The sequence below is a fragment of the Megasphaera micronuciformis F0359 genome, from assembly GCF_000165735.1.
Taxonomy (GTDB): Bacteria; Bacillota; Negativicutes; order Veillonellales; family Megasphaeraceae; genus Megasphaera; species Megasphaera micronuciformis.
Genome location: NZ_GL538208.1, coordinates 684,074 through 703,827, shown reverse-complemented (window position 1 = coordinate 703,827; position 19,754 = coordinate 684,074). Strand labels below are relative to the sequence as shown.

General features: G+C 45.0%; 15 protein-coding genes. All 15 read left to right on the top strand.

The window, feature by feature from the left end; genetic code table 11:
• Nucleotides 1-8: 8 nt before the first annotated feature.
• The 15 genes from yfcE (at nucleotide 9) to HMPREF9429_RS06970 (ending at nucleotide 19,680) form a co-directional block, all read left to right on the top strand.
• Nucleotides 9-554: a phosphodiesterase gene (gene yfcE, locus HMPREF9429_RS07040; protein WP_006942672.1), complete on the top strand. Its 546-nt coding sequence runs from the start codon at nucleotides 9-11 to the stop codon at nucleotides 552-554.
• 123 nt (nucleotides 555-677) lie between these two features.
• Entirely contained in the window at nucleotides 678-1,490 is an 813-nt protein-coding gene (locus HMPREF9429_RS07035) for an amidohydrolase family protein (protein WP_006942671.1), read from the top strand.
• A 35-nt stretch (nucleotides 1,491-1,525) separates the two neighbouring features.
• Nucleotides 1,526-2,608 (top strand): efflux RND transporter periplasmic adaptor subunit, encoded by a 1,083-nt coding sequence (locus tag HMPREF9429_RS07030; protein ID WP_040774081.1) that lies wholly within the window; start codon nucleotides 1,526-1,528, stop codon nucleotides 2,606-2,608.
• The gene (locus HMPREF9429_RS07025) at nucleotides 2,608-5,661 is read left to right on the top strand and encodes an efflux RND transporter permease subunit (RefSeq protein ID WP_006942668.1); all 3,054 of its coding nucleotides are present in this window, start codon (nucleotides 2,608-2,610) and stop codon (nucleotides 5,659-5,661) included. The genes HMPREF9429_RS07030 and HMPREF9429_RS07025 overlap by 1 nt, the downstream gene beginning before the upstream one ends.
• 148 nt (nucleotides 5,662-5,809) lie before the next feature.
• On the top strand, nucleotides 5,810-6,850 hold the full coding sequence (locus HMPREF9429_RS07020; protein WP_006942667.1) for a rod shape-determining protein: 1,041 nt from the start codon (nucleotides 5,810-5,812) through the stop codon (nucleotides 6,848-6,850).
• Entirely contained in the window at nucleotides 6,847-7,773 is a 927-nt protein-coding gene (gene mreC / locus HMPREF9429_RS07015) for a rod shape-determining protein MreC (protein WP_006942666.1), read from the top strand. Before HMPREF9429_RS07020 ends, mreC begins: the two co-directional genes overlap by 4 nt.
• The gene (gene mreD / locus HMPREF9429_RS07010; protein ID WP_006942665.1) at nucleotides 7,770-8,279 is read left to right on the top strand and encodes a rod shape-determining protein MreD; all 510 of its coding nucleotides are present in this window, start codon (nucleotides 7,770-7,772) and stop codon (nucleotides 8,277-8,279) included. The genes mreC and mreD overlap by 4 nt, the downstream gene beginning before the upstream one ends.
• Nucleotides 8,280-8,295: 16 nt before the next feature.
• Complete coding sequence (gene mrdA / locus HMPREF9429_RS07005; RefSeq protein ID WP_006942664.1) at nucleotides 8,296-10,140, top strand: penicillin-binding protein 2; 1,845 nt, start codon at nucleotides 8,296-8,298, stop codon at nucleotides 10,138-10,140.
• A 16-nt stretch (nucleotides 10,141-10,156) separates the two neighbouring features.
• On the top strand, nucleotides 10,157-11,251 hold the full coding sequence (locus HMPREF9429_RS08905) for an AAA family ATPase (protein WP_006942662.1): 1,095 nt from the start codon (nucleotides 10,157-10,159) through the stop codon (nucleotides 11,249-11,251).
• Nucleotides 11,252-11,263: 12 nt separating this feature from the next.
• Nucleotides 11,264-12,370, top strand: a complete 1,107-nt coding sequence (gene rodA, locus HMPREF9429_RS06995; protein ID WP_006942658.1) for a rod shape-determining protein RodA — start codon at nucleotides 11,264-11,266, stop codon at nucleotides 12,368-12,370.
• Nucleotides 12,371-12,382: 12 nt separating this feature from the next.
• On the top strand, nucleotides 12,383-14,266 hold the full coding sequence (locus HMPREF9429_RS06990; protein WP_006942650.1) for a TIGR03960 family B12-binding radical SAM protein: 1,884 nt from the start codon (nucleotides 12,383-12,385) through the stop codon (nucleotides 14,264-14,266).
• A complete protein-coding gene (locus tag HMPREF9429_RS06985) occupies nucleotides 14,241-14,948 on the top strand; it encodes a TIGR03936 family radical SAM-associated protein (protein WP_006942649.1) in 708 nt (235 codons plus the stop codon). Before HMPREF9429_RS06990 ends, HMPREF9429_RS06985 begins: the two co-directional genes overlap by 26 nt.
• A 21-nt stretch (nucleotides 14,949-14,969) precedes the next feature.
• Nucleotides 14,970-16,409, top strand: a complete 1,440-nt coding sequence (locus HMPREF9429_RS06980) for an Rne/Rng family ribonuclease (RefSeq protein WP_006942648.1) — start codon at nucleotides 14,970-14,972, stop codon at nucleotides 16,407-16,409.
• Nucleotides 16,410-16,678: 269 nt separating this feature from the next.
• Nucleotides 16,679-18,214 (top strand): glutamate:gamma-aminobutyrate antiporter, encoded by a 1,536-nt coding sequence (gene gadC, locus HMPREF9429_RS06975; protein ID WP_006942647.1) that lies wholly within the window; start codon nucleotides 16,679-16,681, stop codon nucleotides 18,212-18,214.
• A gap of 59 nt (nucleotides 18,215-18,273) precedes the next feature.
• Nucleotides 18,274-19,680: a glutamate decarboxylase gene (locus HMPREF9429_RS06970; RefSeq protein WP_006942646.1), complete on the top strand. Its 1,407-nt coding sequence runs from the start codon at nucleotides 18,274-18,276 to the stop codon at nucleotides 19,678-19,680.
• The last annotated feature ends 74 nt before the right edge of the window (nucleotides 19,681-19,754 follow it).

The window sequence follows — 19,754 nt, the reverse complement described above, 5'->3', positions numbered from 1 at the left end:
TGTAAGGCATGAAATACGTAATCGCTTCGGATCTTCACGGATCCGCTTTATATACCCAAAGACTCTTGGAGTCTGTAGAAAGAGAAGAGGCTGACCGGTTGTTACTTTTGGGAGATTTACTTTATCACGGACCGCGTAATGACTTACCGACAGGTTATGATCCGAAGGAAACGGCCACCTTATTGAATAAAAAGAAGAATATGATTTTTGCCGTTCGCGGCAACTGTGAGGCCGAGGTGGATCAGCAGGTTTTGGAATTTCCCGTCATGGCGGACTATGCCGTTTTTGTTGAAGGAACTGTTAAAGTTTTTGCGACTCACGGGCATCTGTATAATGAAAATCATATACCGCCATTGACTGAAGATTTTATTTTTTTGCATGGGCATACACATATCCCTCGGTGCGAACGACATGGCGGTCTTATATATATGAATCCCGGGTCCGTATCCATTCCCAAGGGAGGCAGCGAGCGATCTTATATACTTTGGAATGAAGTCGAATTCACGTTAAAGACACTCGAAGGAACTGTCTTGGCACAGTATATGAAAAAATAGGCAGAGCGGAGAATGGATACATACATTCCGGGCTTTAAAAGTACGGTACAATAGCGATACTCGAAAACTATCTTCAGTATTCGCATAAATGCTGTAAAAACGGCAGAGAGAAGGTTAAGTTTTATGAAAATCATTGACGCACATTTTCACTTCGCCTCGTTTCCGGGGTTTGACGAACTGGCTGTCGCGGCAGGCCATGAAAATACGGCGGACAATTTGCGCAGATCTTATGCAAATACGGGAATTGTACACGGCATTGTTATGTCAAACGTGTCTCTTGACCCGAAAGATCACCACTATCCCCAATTTATGAGTTATTGCATCGGTCTGGATCGATTTGATACGGATAACCGATCCATAGAAGAGCAAGCCGCTTTAGTAGAAGAAAATTTAAAACGTCCCGAATGTGTGGGTATTAAATTATATCCCGGATATAATCATTTTTATGTTTATGAAGATCGACTTCGGCCCTTTTACGACTTGGCTGTAAAATATGATAAACCGGTGGCTATTCATACGGGTCTGACGGCGACGGAACGGGGACTCTTGAAATACAGCCATCCGTTCACCCTTGACGAAGCGGCCGTTAAGTATAATAAGGTTCGATTTGTCATGTGTCATATCGGCAATCCGTTTCTTGCCGATGCCATTGCCGTAATGGAAAAAAATCCGAATGTCTCAGCCGATTTATCAGGCTTATTGGAAGGCAGAATACCTGACTTTGATAGGTTCTTATACGAAAAATACGGGTATATACGTCGTCTTTATGATCTTTTTTCTTACATCGGTTGTTATGAACGATTTATGTTCGGTACCGATTGGCCTTTAGCCAATTTACTGGACTATGTTAATTTCGTTAAAGTCATCATTCCCAGAAGTGCTTGGGACGATGTGTTCTATAATAATGCTGTGCGGACGTACGGATTGAAGTTGTAAGCGAACTGTGGCGAGAACGTATGACGGAGGTATATATGAAACGCAGGGGAAAATATTATGTTCTGTTAGTATCAGTCATTTTAGCAGTAACTTTTGCTTCAGGTTGCGGGAATAAGGAAGAGGCGCAAAAGCCTCGATTGGTGAAAACCGTAGTTGTAGGAGAAGGGCAGGCACAAGACGGGGCTCAATATACGGGGACGGTCAAGGGGCGCTATGAGAGTCATATGGCCTTTCAAATCGGTGGACGCATAACGACTAAAAATGTTCAGTTAGGTTCTGTCGTCCATGCGGGAGACGTATTGATGACTGTCAATCCTCAAGATGCACAGCAAGGAGTAAACCGTTCTCAAGCAGCATTGAGTGCTGCACAATCACAATTGGATTTGGCACGGGTCAATTTGGAACGATATGAATCTTTATACTCGCAGGATGCGGTCAGTGCGGCTACACTTGACCAGTATCGTAACGCCTATGATCAGGCGGCGGCTCAGTACAATCAGGCGGCAGCGGCTGCAGCTACATCGGAAAACAGCCTTTCTTATACGAGCCTTACGGCTGACGCGGATGGAGTTATTGCTGCCGTATCGGCCGAACCGGGGCAGGTTGTAGCTGCCGGACAGACTGTTCTGACCTTGGTAAAAGGCGGCGATATGGAGGTTTCCTTTAATGTACCGGAAAACAGAATTAAAGATTTTTCCGTAGGTAAGAACGTCAGTGTATCTTTCTGGGCCCTCGGTAAGATGAACGTTACGGCCGCCGTAAGGGAAGTAGCTGCTGTAGCCGATCCGACTACGCGTACGTATAAGGTTACAGTAACCTTGCCGTCAGACGTGCCGGGGGTACAGTTGGGGATGACCGCCACCGTTACGGACAGTAAATCCGTCGGTAGCGGTACGGATTGTATCTTACCGCTATCGGCTATCTATCAGACCGGAAATACGCCTCAAGTGTGGGTTGTCGGTAAGGACCATACTGTTTCTCTGCAAAACGTAAGTATTGAAACCTTTGATGATAACCGCGTGGCGGTTAAGGGTCTTAAAAACGGAGATACGGTTGTTACGGCCGGTGTTCAGCTTTTGTCGAACGGCCAGATTGTGCGAACGGAAGGTGACGAATAATGCGTAACCTGACGGAACTGTCTCTGAAAAATAAGACATTGGTTTGGTACTTTATTGTCGTTATCGCGTTGGCAGGTATTTTTTCATACATGAAGTTGGGGCGTATGGAAGATCCGACTTATACGGTGCGAAAGATGGTTGTAACCGTTGCCTGGCCGGGAGCGACAGCTCAACAAATGGAAGAACAGGTTACAGATAAATTGGAGAAAAAGCTTCAAGACACTCCGCATCTTGACTATATTCGAAGCTATTCTAAACCGGGGCGTGCCGTTATATTCGTTAATTTGGACGATAAAATAGATTCGGCTCAGGTCCGGTCTGTTTGGCAGGAAGTACGTAACTTGGCTGACGATACGAAACGTACCTTACCTGAAGGCGTATACGGACCGTATTATAACGACCATTTCGACGATGTATACGGTTCCGTATATGCTGTAACGGGAGACGGGTATTCATACGAAGAATTGCGACAAAAAGCCGAAATGCTTCGCCGAGAAATGCTTAATGTTCCCGATGTGGGGAAGGCCGAAATTGTCGGGGAACAGTCGGAAAAGGTTTACATAGAAATAGAAAATGCAAAACTGGCATCCTTAGGTATTTCTCCTACGGCTATAGCCGAGGCGGTTAAAGGGCAAAATGCGGTGACGCCGACAGGTATGATTGATACAAAAACGGATAACGTGTATTTGCGCCTTACAGGAACCTTTGACGACATAGATGCCGTTCGAAACCTGCCTGTTAAGGGTGGAAATGCGATTTTTCGTCTCGGCGATATTGCCAAGGTGGAGCGAAAGTATACGGAGCCGGCAGACCCGAAAATGTTCTTTGACGGAAAGCCTGCTATAGGTGTGGCTGTTTCCATGAAGGACGGCGGCAATATTCTTACCTTGGGTGAAAATCTGAGTAAGGTTGTAAAATCCGTGGGCGAAGACTTACCGGTAGGTCTGGAAATAAAGCAAGTATCGGATCAGCCGGCTGTAGTTAAAGACTCTATCAGTGATTTTGTCGGCACTTTGAGAGAGGCGATTATTATTGTCCTTATTGTCAGCTTCCTCAGTTTGGGCTTGCGTACGGGTATGGTCGTCGCCTTTTGTATTCCCTTGGTGCTTACCGGTGTATTTTGCATCATGGAGATTGCCGGCATTGATTTACACAAAGTTTCATTAGGAGCTTTGATCATCGCTCTCGGCTTATTGGTTGATGATGCGATCATTGCCGTGGAAATGATGAGTGTCCAACTGGAGGCGGGTAAGTCCCGTACGGAAGCGGCGTGTGCCGCTTTTAGAGAGACAGCTAAGCCTATGTTGACGGGAACTCTCGTCACTTGTGCCGGATTTATTCCCGTAGCCTTTTCCGAAGGTGCGGCTGCGGAATTTTGTAAGGCCCTCTTTCCGGTGATTACGGCGTCTCTTGTTATCTCGTGGATTGTATCCGTCATGGTGGCACCTTTGTTCGGGTATTATTTGATTAAAGTTAAGGATAAGGCGGGCGAAGCGGATAAGCCTTCCATGTATGATAATCGCTTCTACCGTACATTTAGACATGTTTTGCAAATCTTTCTTACTCATAGAAAAACGGTTCTTTTGGGGACAGTTTCCGTATTTCTCCTGTCATGCGGTTTGCTGACCTTAGTACCGCAAGAGTTTTTTCCGCCGTCATTGCGTCCTGAAATTATAGTCGAAATGACCTTGCCCGAAGGATCGTCTATAGCGGCGACGGAGAAAGAAGCTAAGAAGTTTGCCGCTTTTTTAGATAAGCAAGACGGCCTGATAAAAGACTATTCCTTCTATGTAGGGGAAGGAGCTCCACGTTTTGTTTTAACGACAGAGCCTGTGTTGCCTGCAAGCAACTATGCACAGTTTGTTGTCGTTGCCGCTGATACTGAGAGTCGGAAAGAGTTGGCAGGGCGAGTAAAAAAGGAACTGGCCGATCATGAACCGAATGTGCGCAGTAATATCAAGTATATTCAAACGGGACCGCCGTCGGACTATCCCGTTATGCTACGCTTATCGGGGCAGAATATAGATAAGGTCAAGACTTATGCGCAAAAAGTTGCCGATATATTACGCCAAGATTCGAATTTAACGGATGTTCATCTTGATTGGGAACAAAAGAGTAAAATCGTGAAAGTCGACTTGGATCAGAATAAACTACGTTATTTGGGCATTTCCGGTGCCGATGTATCGAAAACGCTTTATACGGAGTTGAGCGGGGCGACTATTGCCGAATACTATGCAGGCGATAAGACAATCGGCATCCAGCTGCGTCTCGATCCGAATAGCCGCAGTGACTTAGCAAGAGTAAAAGATGTGGTTATTCCTACACCTAACGGATATGTACCGTTGGAACAGATAGGTAAGCTTTCGTACAGTGCCGAAGACGGAACCATTTGGCGTCGTAATTTGAAACCGACCATTCTCATTGAGGCCGATACCCTTTCAGGAACGGCTAATAATGCGACAAAACAGGCATATGACGAAGCGTCGGCGGTTAGAGAGTCGTTGCCTTTCGGGTATAAGTTGGAAAAAGACGGATCCTTGGAAAATAGTGAAAAATCATTAAAATATTTATTGGCCCCCGTACCGGTCATGATTTTTATCATTATGACGCTTCTCATGTTCCAGCTTCGCAATGTTAAGAAAACAGCTCTTACATTGATAACGGCTCCGCTGGGAATTATCGGCGTTTCTATAGGGATGCTTTTATTTAATGAATCTCTGGGTTTCGTAGCTTATTTGGGGATTTTAGCCTTAGGCGGTATGATTATCCGCAATTCGGTCATTCTGATCGATCAGATTCAAAAACACGAGGCAGCCGGAGAGTCACCGTGGGATGCTATCGTAGATTCGGCGATTATGCGTTTTCGGCCGATTATGTTGACGGCGGCAGCTGCCATCTTGGGTATGGTGCCTTTAATGAGGAGCGCTTTTTGGGGCCCTATGGCTACGGCCATTGCATCCGGCCTTTTAGTGGCTACCATTCTGACTCTTTTGGTACTGCCTGTCATGTATGCCTCTGTTTACAAGATAAACAAGGACTCGAAAAGGGAATAAGGTAAGTGAAAATGCGGTATCGCCTTATGGGAGGGATACCGCATTTTTCGCCGAAAATCGCCGCTTGTAACGGCTGAATGTATTCACGGTCAGCCCTCTTTGTGGTAAAATAAATAACGACTGTAATTATTGTAGGAAGGAATCGATTATGGCGTCTATTTTTTCGCCCTTAACTAAAAATATAGGCATAGATTTGGGTACTTGTACGACACAAGTATACGTGGAAGGCCGCGGCATTGTTCTTTCCGAACCGTCCGTTATTGCGACGGACGAGCGGAACCAGAAGGTAGTGGCTGTCGGACGTAATGCGGAAAACTTACTGATTCAGTCTCCGGAAGTTGTGAAGATTCACAGACCTCTCGTAAACGGAGTTATTGCCGACTATTCGGTAACCAGTACGCTTTTAAATTACATCCTGAGTCGAGCTGTACGCACGGTACAGCGTGTACGGGTGAATCTCGGGGTTCCGGCCATTGCTTCGGATGTAGAAAAAAGAGCTGTACTGGAAGCTTTGTACAGAGCGGGGGCCAAGGAAACGAGTTTGATTGAAACGGGAGCGGCTGCCGCTATCGGTGCCGGGCTTCCCGTCTTGGAGCCGACAGGCAGTATGGTCGTTGATATTGGCGGCGGTACGACAAACGTAGCGGTCCTTTCTTTGGGCGGTATTGTCGTATCCGAAGCGATTCATACGGGCAGTATCGAACTGGATGAGACATTGCGTGATTATTTACGAATGAAATACGCTGTCGTTACGGACGATGCAACGGTAGAAGAAATGAAGATTTATAACGGTTCTGCTATTTTACCCATAGAAGACAGACATTTTTACTTTACAGGCCGCGGTTTGGATGACGGGTTGGAACGGGAAGTGTCTTTAAAATCCAGTGAGATTTATGAAGTCATGGGGCGGCCTTTGCTTAAGATTATCGAATTGATTCGTCGTACGTTAAAAGAAACGCCGCCCGAGTTGGCAGCCGATATTATGGAGCAGGGTATTGTCCTCACCGGCGGCGGATCTTTGCTAAAGGGACTTGACCAGTTGGTTGCACAGGAAACAGGCGTTCCCGTCATGGTGGCAGCTGAACCGGAAACGGCAGTAGCTAAGGGTGCTTACACGGCATTGAAAAACAGGCAGAAATTTGATTCGTTAATTCAAGGTGTTCAGACCATTTATAAAAGGAGATTTTGACATTGTTTTCCTTCGGTAAGAGAAGCGTTATTGCCGCTTTCGCCTTATTTTTAATAATTGGGGTTGTCGGTTGGGCTTGGCGCAGCCATAATTCCATTCCCTATGTAACGTCACCGTTGCAGACTGTAGTCACACCTTTGGAAGAAGGGGTGTCGTGGATTGCCGATCGGATTTCTTCAATCAGCCGCATTATTGATATTAGTATGAAAAATCGTATTGAATGGGAACAATTGGAAAAGGAAAATGCCGGCCTGCGTGAAAAAACGGTGGATTATGATGAAATTACGGCGGAAAATACGAGATTACGTAAACTTCTCGGTTTCCGTGAAGCTCATAAAAATTTGCAACTCGTAGCAGGCCCCGTTATTTCTCGCGACTACGGTACTTGGACTAATACGATGATTATCGGTGTCGGTGAAAACGAAGGTATTAAAGAAAATATGGCTGTTATCACGCCTGACGGTGTTGTAGGTTTTATCAGCGATGTTTTTCCCTCATCGGCAAGAGTCCAGCTTTTAACGGATCCGAGAACGAGTATAGGTGCTATTGTGCAAAGAGCCGAATCGCGAGTTGCGTCGGTAGTCCGAGGTAACGGCAATATGCCGACAGAGCCCCAATTTGTCAATATTGCCAAAGATGCGGACATTCTGGAAGGAGATAACCTCGTCACGTCAGGTTTCGGTACCATTTATCCTAAAGGGTTGTACGTAGGTAAAATCGTATCTGTTCATTCCGATGATTCGGATTTTGTAAAATATGCGGTTATTCAGCCGGGCGTCGATTTTTCTAAACTGGAAGAAGTCTTTGTCATTACCGGTACGACCGGTAACGGCGGCTACGATAAGCCGGGTGTAGCCCCTAAACTCGTCCCTCAAACGCAGCGTGACAAGGTCGAAGGGGTCAAGGGAGCGGCGGCGCTATGAGAAAGACATATTGTATTATTACGGCTCTTGTCGTCTTTATTTTGCAAAGCGTTGTTTTGCCGAGAGTTTTTAACGGTATAGTACAGCCCAATCTGATTTTGCTCTTTGTGATCATCGTTTCCCTGCGTTTCGGGCAGAGAAAGGGAACGGGGGTGGCTCTTTTGGGCGGCTTTTTACAAGATGTTGTTATCGGTAACTTTTTCGGTATCCATATTTTACCGTATTTATTGGTTGCCGCACTTAGCAGTTACTTGGGGCGGTCCTTGGAGAAAGATCAGTATATTTTACTTGTACTGTTGGTACTGTTTATTACGGAAGCCTACCTGGTGTTTACGTACCTCGTTTTGTCTCTGTCGGGACAATTCGTTTCTTTCATTCCCTACTTGGCACAATATAGTGTTCCTTTGCTTGTATCGCACGGGATTTTAGCCCGTTTTGCGGACCGGATTGTGCGAAAAATGTATAGGGAAGACGCATTTTTCGGATTTATGAGTTTTAACAGATAGAAGGGGACCCGTATTCATGCTGGAAGCACTTCTTAAAAAAAAGAATAATGACGGGCCTTTTCGCTATGTATACAGTGCGGTTGTCATTGTTTTTCTCGTTTTAATAGCCCGTCTTGTATGGTTGCAACTTTTTCAGGGCGATTACTATAACTCATTGGCTGAAGGGAATCGTTTGAGGGCTATTCCTTTAGCGGCTATGCGCGGTGTCATGTATGATCGGAACGGGCAAATTCTCGTCGGATCGCGGCCGAGTTTTATGGTCACCTATGTACCGACTCAAGGCAAGATGACTGTCGAAGAAGCAGATAAACTGTCCCGTTTGTTGAACATGCCTGCAGATAAAATTTTGGAAAAGGCCGGTAAGGTCAAAAACTCATACGTGCCTACCGTCTTGGCTCAGGACTTGACACCGGACGTAGTTACGAAGGTAGAAGAACGGCGTAACGAATTGCCCGGTATTTCCGTAGACGTGCAGCCCATTCGCTACTATCCGTATGATATGATGGCGGCTCAGATTTTCGGCTACGTCGGACAAATTGATGAAGACGATATGGAGAGACTCAAAGGTGAAGACGGGGTGTCCAATGTGACACAAATCGGTCGAGCCGGATTAGAGTCATACTATGACGACGTTTTGCGCGGTAAAGACGGAAGTCGCCAAGTAGAAGTCGATGCATCGGGCAGTCCCGTAATGGAAGTGGAAAGAAAGAACCCTGTTCAAGGGCATAATATTCATTTGACCTTGGATTTAAACTTACAGACGGCTTTGGAAAAGGCTATGGATGCTCAAATCGCTCAGGGAATCGGTGTCAGCGGTATTGCGGCTGTAGCCGTCGATCCCAATACGGGGGCCGTTTTGGCCATGGCCAGCCGTCCGGCATACAATCCTAACTGGTTTACGCGCGGAATTACGGAATCGGAATGGAAGCAAATAAACGGAAATCCCAATCATCCGATGGAAAACCGTGTTATTGCCGGTGAATATCCGCCCGGATCGACTTTTAAGTTGATTACCGGGGCTGCTGCCTTGGAGCTGAAAAAAATCACACCGGATGAGATGATTTTCGACTCCGGTAGACATTGGCTTGTCGACATGAGAAATGCCGGCGGTGAAGCTTTAGGATGGATTAATTTCACCGAGGCTTTAGCAAAGTCGGATAATGTCTATTTCTACGAATTGGGACGTCGAGTAGGCATCGATAAGCTTGCCGAATACGCTAAAATGTTCGGCATGGGTCAAAAGACGGGAATCGCCATGCGCGGTGAAGCGGCGGGCCTCGTTGCCAGTGAAGAATATAAAGAAAAAAATTACCACCAGGATTGGTACTTGGGGGATACTTTCAATTCCGCTATCGGCCAGGGGTTCCAGTTGGTTACGCCCTTGCAGGCGGCTATGATTGTCAGTGAAGTTGCTAACGGCGGCATTCAATACAAGCCGTTCATTGTCAGCCGCATTGATAATCTTGACGGTACGCCTTACAAGATTTTTGCACCTGAGCAAACGGGTACCTTGGAAGTCTCCAAGTCTACACTGGATTTGATTCGAGAAGGTATGAGAAACGTGGCGGAAGAGTCCGGTACAGCCGGTTCTTTATTTGCCGGGTTTCCTGTGCAGGTAGCCGGCAAGACCGGTACGGCCGAAAACTTCAGCGGTCGTGATCACGGTTGGTTTGTTGCGTTTGCACCCTATGACCATCCGCGTATTGTCATTGCCGTTTTGACGGAACAGGGCGGCTTCGGTGCCTCATCGTCAGGACCTATTGTTCGTGCCATGTTGGAAGAGTTCTTCCATATCGGTACGGCAGATAGTCAAAATAAAGATACGGCAGAGCCGACACAAGCTTCTGGCCGTACGCAATAAAAAGGAGGAAGTATTCATGTCTCATGTCATAGCCGTCGCTTCCGGTAAAGGCGGAGTCGGAAAGACTTTGATAACCGCTTCGCTGGCCATTGCTTTGCGTCGTCGCGGATACACTGTATTGGCTGTCGATGCCGATATGGGAATGCGCAACCTGGATCTTCTTCTGGGCGTACAGGATGAAGTGTTTTTTGATGTTTACGATGTTATGAAAAAACGTTGTAAGGCCGCGGATGCTCTTGTTCACGTAGGTCCGGCCGGTGATTTTTTGGCAGCCAGTCAGAAAAAAACGTGGGAAAAGGCAGACCCGAAAGATTTTGTCCGCGTCATTTCACGCTTAAGCGAAAACTATGATTATGTACTTATCGATTGCCCGCCCGGACGAGACGGTGCTTTTAAGAGCGCCACGGCTGTAGCTGAAAAGATACTTTTTGTCGTTGAGCCGTCATGGACCTCTTTACGAGATGCTGCAAGGGTCATGCAGTATTGTCATAAGAAAAAACATACTTCAAATCACGTGCTGTTCAATAATTTCTATCGGAACAGACCGGGGTATTTAAATGTAGAAACTATGGCGGCCGTTTTATTGCCTCAGTCAGTAGTCGGTGTATTGCCGCATGACGAATTTATTCATGCTGCCGCACAGGAAGGGACCTTGGCCGATATAGGTGAAGGAAATCCTTTCTTTTGTGCTTTGTCGGCCACTGTTCGTTGGCTGGAGACGGGTGATGAGCCGGCAGGTGCCGATTGGAATCCGTATTTACCTCACGGCGACGTCCTGGACTGCATTTTTACGGATGAAGAAGCAGCTGTATCGTCGATGCAAAGACCGGTCCCTTCCTTCGTAACTCACGAATTGTCTAAGGCGGCGGCTTTTTTAGATGAAGACGCAAAGACGGCTTTTGTTTCCGATTCTGAAGAAAAAGAAGTGCCTGAAGCGGTAGAAGAGGAAAAAATGGAAGAACGCCGTCATATTTCGGCAGCCGTTAATGCTGTAGCGGATGAGGCGGCTTCAGTTGTGGAAAAGATGCTCGAAAAAGGACGTTTGCAACGTACTTTAACGGTTCGCAAACGAGCCGGAGAATCGCGTCAATGGCGTATACGGCGTCGCTAAGGGAGAATAACGGTGTTATTTAAAAGACAGTGGAAACATATAGATAAGGTATTGGTGGCGGCAGCTGTACTTATTGTAGCCATCAGTATCTGTATTATCGGCAGTGCCACACATATTAATAAGGGTGCTATTAACTACGATTTTGTGGCTAAACAGGGCGGGGCTTTTATTGTCAACTTATTGCTGGTTCTCTTTGTTTGTAATTATGACTATACGAAGTTGCGGCGTATTGCTAAACCCTTGTATGTCATCAATCTGCTCATGTTGGTGGCCGTTATGTTTTTAGGAAGATCCGCTCTTGGAGCCCAGCGATGGATTCAAATCGGGCCGCTTACATTGCAGCCGTCCGAGTTTTCCAAGCTCATTATGATTGTGTGTATGGCTGCCTTGCTGGCCGATCGTATCGGAAAGCTCAATACGTGGAGAGAGATTATTCCCTTCGGGTTATGTGTGGGCATTCCGTTTCTTCTTGTATTAAAACAACCGGACTTGGGAACCAGTCTTGTATTCTTGGCAATTGCCGTAGCTATGCTTTTTGTCAGTCGCATAAGGTTGAAACTTCTGCGTAATATTTTTATTGCCGCACTGTGCCTCGCGCCTTTCGGATGGTACTTTATGAAAGACTATCAGAAGTCGCGTATTATGGTTTTTTTAGACCCTAATGCAGATCCCTTCGGAGCCGGCTATCATATCATTCAGTCAAAAATAGCTATCGGTTCGGGAATGCTTTTCGGCAAGGGACTTTTCAAAGGGACTCAGAGTCAGTTGAATTTTTTGCCTGAAAATCATACGGATTTTATTTTTTCCGTTATCGGTGAAGAATTGGGCTTTTTAGGTTGCCTCTTTTTACTTTTTTTATATTTTGTACTCATTTACAGGGCTTTGCTTACGGCCAAGGAATGTAAGGAACCTTTCGGAATGCTATTGGTTACGGGTATCGTAGCCATGTGGACTTTTGAAATACTCGTCAATGTCGGTATGACTTGCGGTATTATGCCTGTTACGGGTATTCCTTTACCCTTTATGAGTTACGGTGTCAGTGCTTTGACTACGAATATGATGGCCCTGGCGGTAGTATTGAGTGTCCATATGCGACAACAATCGGCAATTTTTTTATAGACGGAGAATAACGTGCAAATACAGATAGATCCCATACTATTAAGTAAGGTACAAAAGCCGGCCCGATATGTGGGTGGAGAATGGAACAGTGTAGTAAAAAATCACAATGATGTGGATTTTACGGTTGCTTATTGTTTCCCGGACGTTTATGAAGTGGCTATGAGTCATTTGGGACTCAGAATTTTGTATGCCCTCTTGAATAAACGCGGTGATACGGCAGCGGAACGGGTTTACGCCCCGTGGCCGGATATGGAAGAATTAATGCGTAAAAAGGGGTATCCCCTTTATTCACTGGAAACGAAGACAGCTGTTCGCGACTTTGATATGGTCGGATTTACGCTTCAATATGAAATGAGTTTTACCAATATTTTGAATATGCTGGATTTGGCGGGGATTCCCCTGCTTGCAGCGGAACGAGGGGAAGAAACTCCTCTTATTGTTGCCGGGGGACCTTGTACGTACAATCCGGAGCCTTTGGCCGACTATTTCGATCTCTTTTGTCTCGGCGAATCGGAAGAATCGGTCCAATTATTGGCTGATACGATAATTGCTTGGAAAAAAGACGGTAAGCCGGGCGGGAAAAAGGGTCTATTGAAAACATTGGCCACACAAAAGGGGAATTACGTACCCGCTTTTTACGAGCCTCACTATGATTCGGAAGGGAATTTTCTTAACTTAATCCCTACGGAAAAAGAAGCTAAGACACGCATTGAAAAATGCGTTATTGCCGATGAAGAAACGGTTTTTTATCCGACGGAACCGATTGTACCGAATATTGATATCGTTCATAATCGGGCTGTTCTTGAACTCTTTCGCGGTTGCAGTCGCGGGTGTCGTTTTTGTCAGGCAGGAGTTTTGTATCGTCCCGTAAGGGAAAAAACACCGAAGCATTTGGCGGATTTGGCTGAACAAATAGTTAAAAATTCCGGATATGATGAAATTTCTCTCATGAGTCTGAGTTCTGCTGACTATTCGCAACTTCCCGAATTGGTCGACTTACTGTTGGAACGCTTTAAGGGAAAGAAAGTTAGCGTCAGTCTGCCGTCATTACGAGTCGACAGCTTTTCCGTCGATATTGCCAAAAAAGTTCAGCAGGTTCGTAAAAGCGGCCTGACCTTTGCACCCGAAGCGGGAACTCAACGCCTGCGTGATGTAATTAATAAGGGTGTTACGGAGAAAGACTTACTGGATGCTTGCGAAAATGCCTTCCAAAACGGTTGGTCGACAGTCAAACTCTATTTCATGATGGGCTTGCCGACGGAAACGGATGAAGATTTGGCAGGAATTGCCGACTTGGCTTATAAGGTTTTGAATTTGTATCGCAAGGTGACGGGAAAGAATAACGGAAAGGTTACGGTCTCCGTATCCAGTTTCGTACCTAAGGCTCATTCGGCCTTTCAATGGGCACCTCAATGCTCCATTGAAGAAATAGAACGAAAGCAGCAGTATATTAAGGGCCTTATTCGTGATAAACACATTTCTTATCATTATCACGATGCTCGTACGGGGCGCATGGAGGCAGCCTTTGCCAGAGGCGACAGACGATTGGGTAAGGTTCTGTATTATGCGTGGAAAAAGGGTTGTAAGTTCGACGGTTGGACTGAGATGTTCGATTACGATAAATGGAATGAGTCTTTTGCAGACGCCGGTCTTGAGGTAGATTACTTCGCATCCAGGCAACGAGGAGAGCAAGAACCCTTCCCGTGGGATCACATGAGTGCCGGTGTGGCTAAAGCATACTTGCTCAATGAGTGGAAGAAAGCCCATGACGAAGAGCTGACAGATGATTGTCGCCGTAAACGATGTACGGGTTGCGGTGTCTGTCCCAATTTAGGCGTTCATATTATAGATTTGAAAGCAGGTGACGGCAATGGCAAGACTACGTTTAGCTATTAAGAAGGACAAGGCCTTGCGCTTTTTGTCGCATCTCGATTTTGCCCGAGCCGTTCGTTATGTCGTAATTCGAGCCGATTTACCCGTACAATACTCGGAAGGTTTCAATCCTCATATGAAAATAGCTTTTGCTTCCGCTTTGGGTGTAGGTGTGGCGGCGGCAGAAGAGTACATGGATATAGAATTGGCTGAAACAGTAGATGTGGAAGATGTAAAACGGCGTATGAATGAAAAGGCTCCCGAAGGGTTTGCCGTTCTTGAGGGGCGTTATGTATCCGATAAGGCACCGAAGCTTATGGCTATAGCCAATTATGCCGAGTATCTTTTGTCCGGTCCTTTAACGGAATCTATAGAAGAAGACGTAATCAATCGTCGTCTTGCTATGTTTAACAAGGCTGAAGAAGCGGTGTATGAAAAATATTCACCGAAAACACGCAAAACAAGATATATTAATGTAAAAGACCATGTATTGGAACCGATTACGGCACAAATAGACGGATCGGACATACACTTGCGTGTACGCATTTATCAAAACGAGTCGGGTGCCGTAAAGCCCTCTCAAGTGTGGGAATTATTAGCCCGGCAATTCGATATTCCCGTTGACCCGACCCTGATGCTTGCCGAAAGAACGGGCCTATGGTCGCGACAAAAGGGAGAGAATCGAACTTTGTTCGAAATGCCGTAATACGAAAGTTGGCGATGTGCTATGAAATTATTGGTTGCCGATGTTATTCCGGAAGAAACGCGAATGGCCGTCATAGAAAACGGAAAATTGACGGACTATGCAGTGGAACGAAATGACGAAGCACATATTGTTAATCATATCTACAAGGGTGTCATACAGAATATCCTGCCTGCCATGCAGGCTGCTTTTGTCGATATAGGTCGTAAAAAGAACGCCTTTTTATATTTAGGGGATTTATTTCCCCGTGCGGCGACAAAAGAAGAAATCCAACAGACCCATATTTCCGTAGGGCAAAGCGTACTTGTACAAGTAGTTAAAGACGAACAACCCATGAAGGGAGCCAAGGTGACGGCCAATGTCAGTATTGCCGGTCGTTACGCCGTCTTAATGCCTACGGTAGATTACGTAGGCGTGTCCAAAAAAATTCAGGACGAAGAGGAAAGAAATCGCTTGCGAACTATTGTCAGTGCCGTTAAGCCCGAAGGTATCGGTATGATTGTAAGGACTGTCGCAAAAGACGTATCGGAAGAAGAATTAGCGGCAGATTTACACTACTTATTGCGTACATGGGAAAGTATAAGGGCACGTTATAAGACTACAAGAAAGCCGAAGCTTTTATATCGCGAAGCGGATCTTTTGATGCGTATGATCAGGGATTACTGTACGGATGATGTAAATACTGTCATTGTAGATAATAAAGACGCTTATGAACGTTTGAGCTCTTTTTTTTCGGAAGACGAAATAGATAGAGAGCGCTTGATTTTATATGAAGGAGAAGATCCTGTATTCGACTATTATCACATTGAAGATGAGTTACAGAATGTTATGTCCAGGCAAGTTATGTTGCCTTCAGGAGGAACTCTTATTTTCGATCATACGGAGGCTTTGACGGTCATCGATGTCAATAGCGGTAAATATGTAGGTAACAGCACCCTTGAGGAAACACTCTTTCATGTAAATCGCGAAGCGGCGGTAGAAATTGCAAGACAGTTGCGATTGCGCGATATAGGGGGCATCATTTTAGTGGACTTTATCGATATGCCCCGGTCCGACAGGAGAGACGAACTTTTGCGTATTTTGCAGCGTGAAACGGCGGCCGATAGGGCGAGAGTTCATGTATTCGGCATGACGGCCCTGAATCTCGTGGAAATTACACGAAAAAAATCACGGCAAAGTATCCATTTATCTCAATTTTCTCCTTGTACCGTTTGTGGCGGTACAGGTGTTTTGGCCTCTCCTGAATCGGTGTATATCCAAATCGTTCGTCAATTGCGCCATATGATGAAAGTACATCCTATTAAGGGTGATATTTTGATTAGTGCTCATGCCGATGTTTTGGCCCTGTTTAAGGATAAGAAACGAAAAGAGTCTTTGGAAAGAGAGCTGAACCGTTCCCTGTATTTTGAAGACAGTCATCATGCAAACAGAGAGGTTTTTTCCGTATTTTCAAAAGCTGAGTAAGTAATAACTGTAAATACGACAACTGTATGAATAAGATAGAATGCTTAAACCCCCTTTACCGAAGAAGCGGTAAAGGGGGTTTTGTATGGCAAAAATATATGGAAAATAAAATATGTGCATAAACAATCTGAATAATACGTAAATATTCGAAAATGTAAATTGATAATTTACATATTTATGCTTGAATTTAAAAAAAAGCGAACTATAATAGGGGCAAATAAAGGAGGTGAGGAAAAAGGAAGAACCGTAATACGAAAGGAGTGATTAAAATGGGAACCGGTTCTCATGATATGAAAAAATTATCTTTATTCGGTTTTTTCGCCTTAACAGCATCTATGGTGTTAACCGTGTACGGGTATCCGACCTTTGCAACATCTAAACTGCATCTGCTCTTTTTTCTGGTTTTGGGCGGAATATTCTGGTTCTTACCTGTAGCCTTGTGTGCTGCTGAAATGGCAACTGTCGACGGTTGGAATGATGACGGCGGTGGTATTTTCAGTTGGGTAGGCAATACGTTGGGCGAAAGATTCGGGTTCGCGGCTATTTTTTTCCAATGGTTTCAAATAACCGTAGGATTTGTAACGATGATTTACTTCATTTTGGCGGCTCTGTCGTATGTAATCGGCTGGAATGAGCTGAGTGAAGATCCGATAGTTAAATTCAGCGGTGTATTACTTATCTTTTGGATTTTAACGATTTCACAATTCGGCGGAACGAAGTATACGGCCAAGTTGGCTAAGTACGGATTTGTCATAGGGATTTTATTTCCGTCCGCCTTACTTTTTATGTTGGCAATCGCTTATATAGCAAATGGCGGTATTTTACAAATTCAATTTTCGTCGGATTCTCTAATTCCGGATTTCTCAAGATTAAATACATTGGTTGTATTTGTTTCCTTTATTCTGGCATACATGGGAGTTGAAGCTTCGGCTTCGCACATTAATGAATTGGAAAACCCTAAGAGAAACTACCCGTTAGCAATGTTTGTCTTAGTCGTTACAGCCATTGTCTTAGATGCAGCCGGCGGGTTATCCGTAGCAGCCGTCGTTCCTGCTAAGGAGTTGTCCTTAAGCGGCGGTGTAGTGCAAGCATTCCGGTTCTTGTTGTCACACTTCAGTCAACATGCTTCGTTACTTGCCAAGATTATTTCCTTAATGATTGCTCTGGGGGTTATGGGGGAAATCAGTTCGTGGGTTGTCGGGCCGTCAAGAGGTATGTTCGCAACGGCTCAGCGGGGAATACTTCCGAAGTTCTTCCGTAAAATTAACGATGCAGGGGTGCCTGTTCCTTTAATTATTGTCCAGGGCCTTGTCGTTACTGTTTGGGACGCCGTTCTTACTTTCGGCGGAGGCAGCAGTAATGTTTCCTATTTTGCCGCCATGGCCTTGACGGTTGTTATCTATTTGGTAGGGTACTTACTCTTTTTTGCGGCGTACCTGGTTCTAATCTTTAAGAAGAAAAATTTAAAGAGGACCTATGAAGTTCCGGGCGGACTTTTCGGAAAAGTACTTATTTCTACTGCAGGACTTCTCGTGTCGGTATTTGCTCTCTTTATTTCCTTTATTCCGCCCAGTGCCTTACCGGCTTCGTCCAGTCGGGCATATTTAAGCGTCTTGGTTATCAGTTTTATTATGGCGCTTATCATTCCCTTCCTCGTATATGAAATTCATGACAAGAAGGGGAAAGAAACAGTCTCCGATGGCCCGAGACATTTTACGGCAGGTGATATTAATCGTGCCGTACCGCCTATGGCTCGAGGCGAACACCATATTGTTGAAAGTCGGGAACATGTATTAAAGCATTAAGTGTTCTCGTCGTTAATATATACATTAAATACAAGTCGTATTTATTGAAGGAGGAGTTTATGATGGCACTTTACGGCAAAAAAGATCAGGAAGAACACGATACTCTGGATCCCATTTTCGGATCGCTTAGTGAAGAACAGGATTTGCCTAAATATCAATTAAATGAAACCCCCGTGGAACCCAGGATTGCTTATCAGGTAATTAAAGATCAACTCTTAGATGAAGGAAATGCTCGCCTGAACTTGGCAACCTTTTGCCAAACTTATATGGAACCGGAAGCTACTAAGCTGATGAGTGAAACGTTGGAAAAAAATGCCATAGACAAATCGGAATATCCGCGTACGGCGGAAATTGAAAATCGTTGTGTGAATATGATTGCCAGCTTGTGGCATGCGTCACCTGACGAATCGTATTTGGGAACATCGACAGTCGGCTCTTCCGAAGCTTGCATGCTCGGCGGCATGGCTATGAAATTTGCATGGAGAAACAGAGCCGAAAAATTAGGGCTTGATATAAAGGCTAAAAAACCGAATCTAGTTATTTCTTCAGGGTATCAGATTTGTTGGAAGAAGTTTTGCACTTATTGGGATATTGAAATGCGTACCGTACCGATGGATATGCAACATCAATCCTTGGATATGGAACGCGTTATGGATTATGTAGATGAATATACCATAGGTATTGTAGGCATTATGGGTATTACGTATACAGGGCGTTACGACGATATTAAAAAGCTGGATGCTTTGGTGGAAGAATACAATAAGCACACGGACTATAAGGTATACATTCATGTAGATGCCGCTTCGGGCGGGCTGTATACTCCCTTTATGGAACCGGATATTGAATGGGACTTCAAATTGAAGAACGTCGTATCTATCAATGCATCGGGGCATAAATACGGTTTGGTCTATCCCGGTATCGGTTGGGTGCTGTGGCGTGATAAGTCTTTCTTGCCGGAAGAATTAATCTTTAAAGTAAGCTATTTGGGCGGTGAAATTCCGACAATGGCTATTAACTTTTCACGCAGTGCGTCTCAGATCATCGGTCAGTATTATAATTTTGTTCGTTACGGTTATAAGGGTTTTCATGAAATTCATAAGCGGACTCATGATGTGGCCGTATATTTGGCGAAGGAAATTGAAAAACTCGGCCTCTTTGAAATCATTAATGACGGCAGTCAGTTACCGATTGTTTGCTATAAACAAAAGAATGGTATCAAGTGCAAGTGGACTTTGTATGACTTAGCCGATCGCTTAGCCATGACGGGGTGGCAGGTACCTGCTTATCCGTTACCGGCTAATCTGGAAGATGTAGAAGTACAGAGAATTGTCGTCCGCGGTGACTTCGGTATGGGTATGGCTCACGATTTCATTGAAGATCTGAAGAGAGCTATTAAACAATTAAATGATGCACACCTTCTCTTTCATAAAGAGAAGGAAAATAAGAAATACGGTTTTACACATTAAGCAATCGGAAGAAAAAGATAACAGGCGTATCTTGTCTGTTATCTTTTTTTGTACGTATATAAAAAAGACGCCCC

What these genes read in the sequence shown, in the direction of transcription:
- gadC (WP_006942647.1), top strand. Translation starts at nt 16,679, where the DNA reads ATGGGAACCGGTTCTCATGATATGAAAAAATTATCTTTATTCGGTTTT.
- HMPREF9429_RS06970 (WP_006942646.1), top strand. Translation starts at nt 18,274, where the DNA reads ATGATGGCACTTTACGGCAAAAAAGATCAGGAAGAACACGATACTCTG.
- HMPREF9429_RS06980 (WP_006942648.1), top strand. Translation starts at nt 14,970, where the DNA reads ATGAAATTATTGGTTGCCGATGTTATTCCGGAAGAAACGCGAATGGCC.
- HMPREF9429_RS07025 (WP_006942668.1), top strand. Translation starts at nt 2,608, where the DNA reads ATGCGTAACCTGACGGAACTGTCTCTGAAAAATAAGACATTGGTTTGG.
- HMPREF9429_RS07035 (WP_006942671.1), top strand. Translation starts at nt 678, where the DNA reads ATGAAAATCATTGACGCACATTTTCACTTCGCCTCGTTTCCGGGGTTT.
- HMPREF9429_RS06985 (WP_006942649.1), top strand. Translation starts at nt 14,241, where the DNA reads ATGGCAAGACTACGTTTAGCTATTAAGAAGGACAAGGCCTTGCGCTTT.
- HMPREF9429_RS08905 (WP_006942662.1), top strand. Translation starts at nt 10,157, where the DNA reads ATGTCTCATGTCATAGCCGTCGCTTCCGGTAAAGGCGGAGTCGGAAAG.
- yfcE (WP_006942672.1), top strand. Translation starts at nt 9, where the DNA reads ATGAAATACGTAATCGCTTCGGATCTTCACGGATCCGCTTTATATACC.
- mreD (WP_006942665.1), top strand. Translation starts at nt 7,770, where the DNA reads ATGAGAAAGACATATTGTATTATTACGGCTCTTGTCGTCTTTATTTTG.
- HMPREF9429_RS07020 (WP_006942667.1), top strand. Translation starts at nt 5,810, where the DNA reads ATGGCGTCTATTTTTTCGCCCTTAACTAAAAATATAGGCATAGATTTG.
- HMPREF9429_RS07030 (WP_040774081.1), top strand. Translation starts at nt 1,526, where the DNA reads ATGAAACGCAGGGGAAAATATTATGTTCTGTTAGTATCAGTCATTTTA.
- mrdA (WP_006942664.1), top strand. Translation starts at nt 8,296, where the DNA reads ATGCTGGAAGCACTTCTTAAAAAAAAGAATAATGACGGGCCTTTTCGC.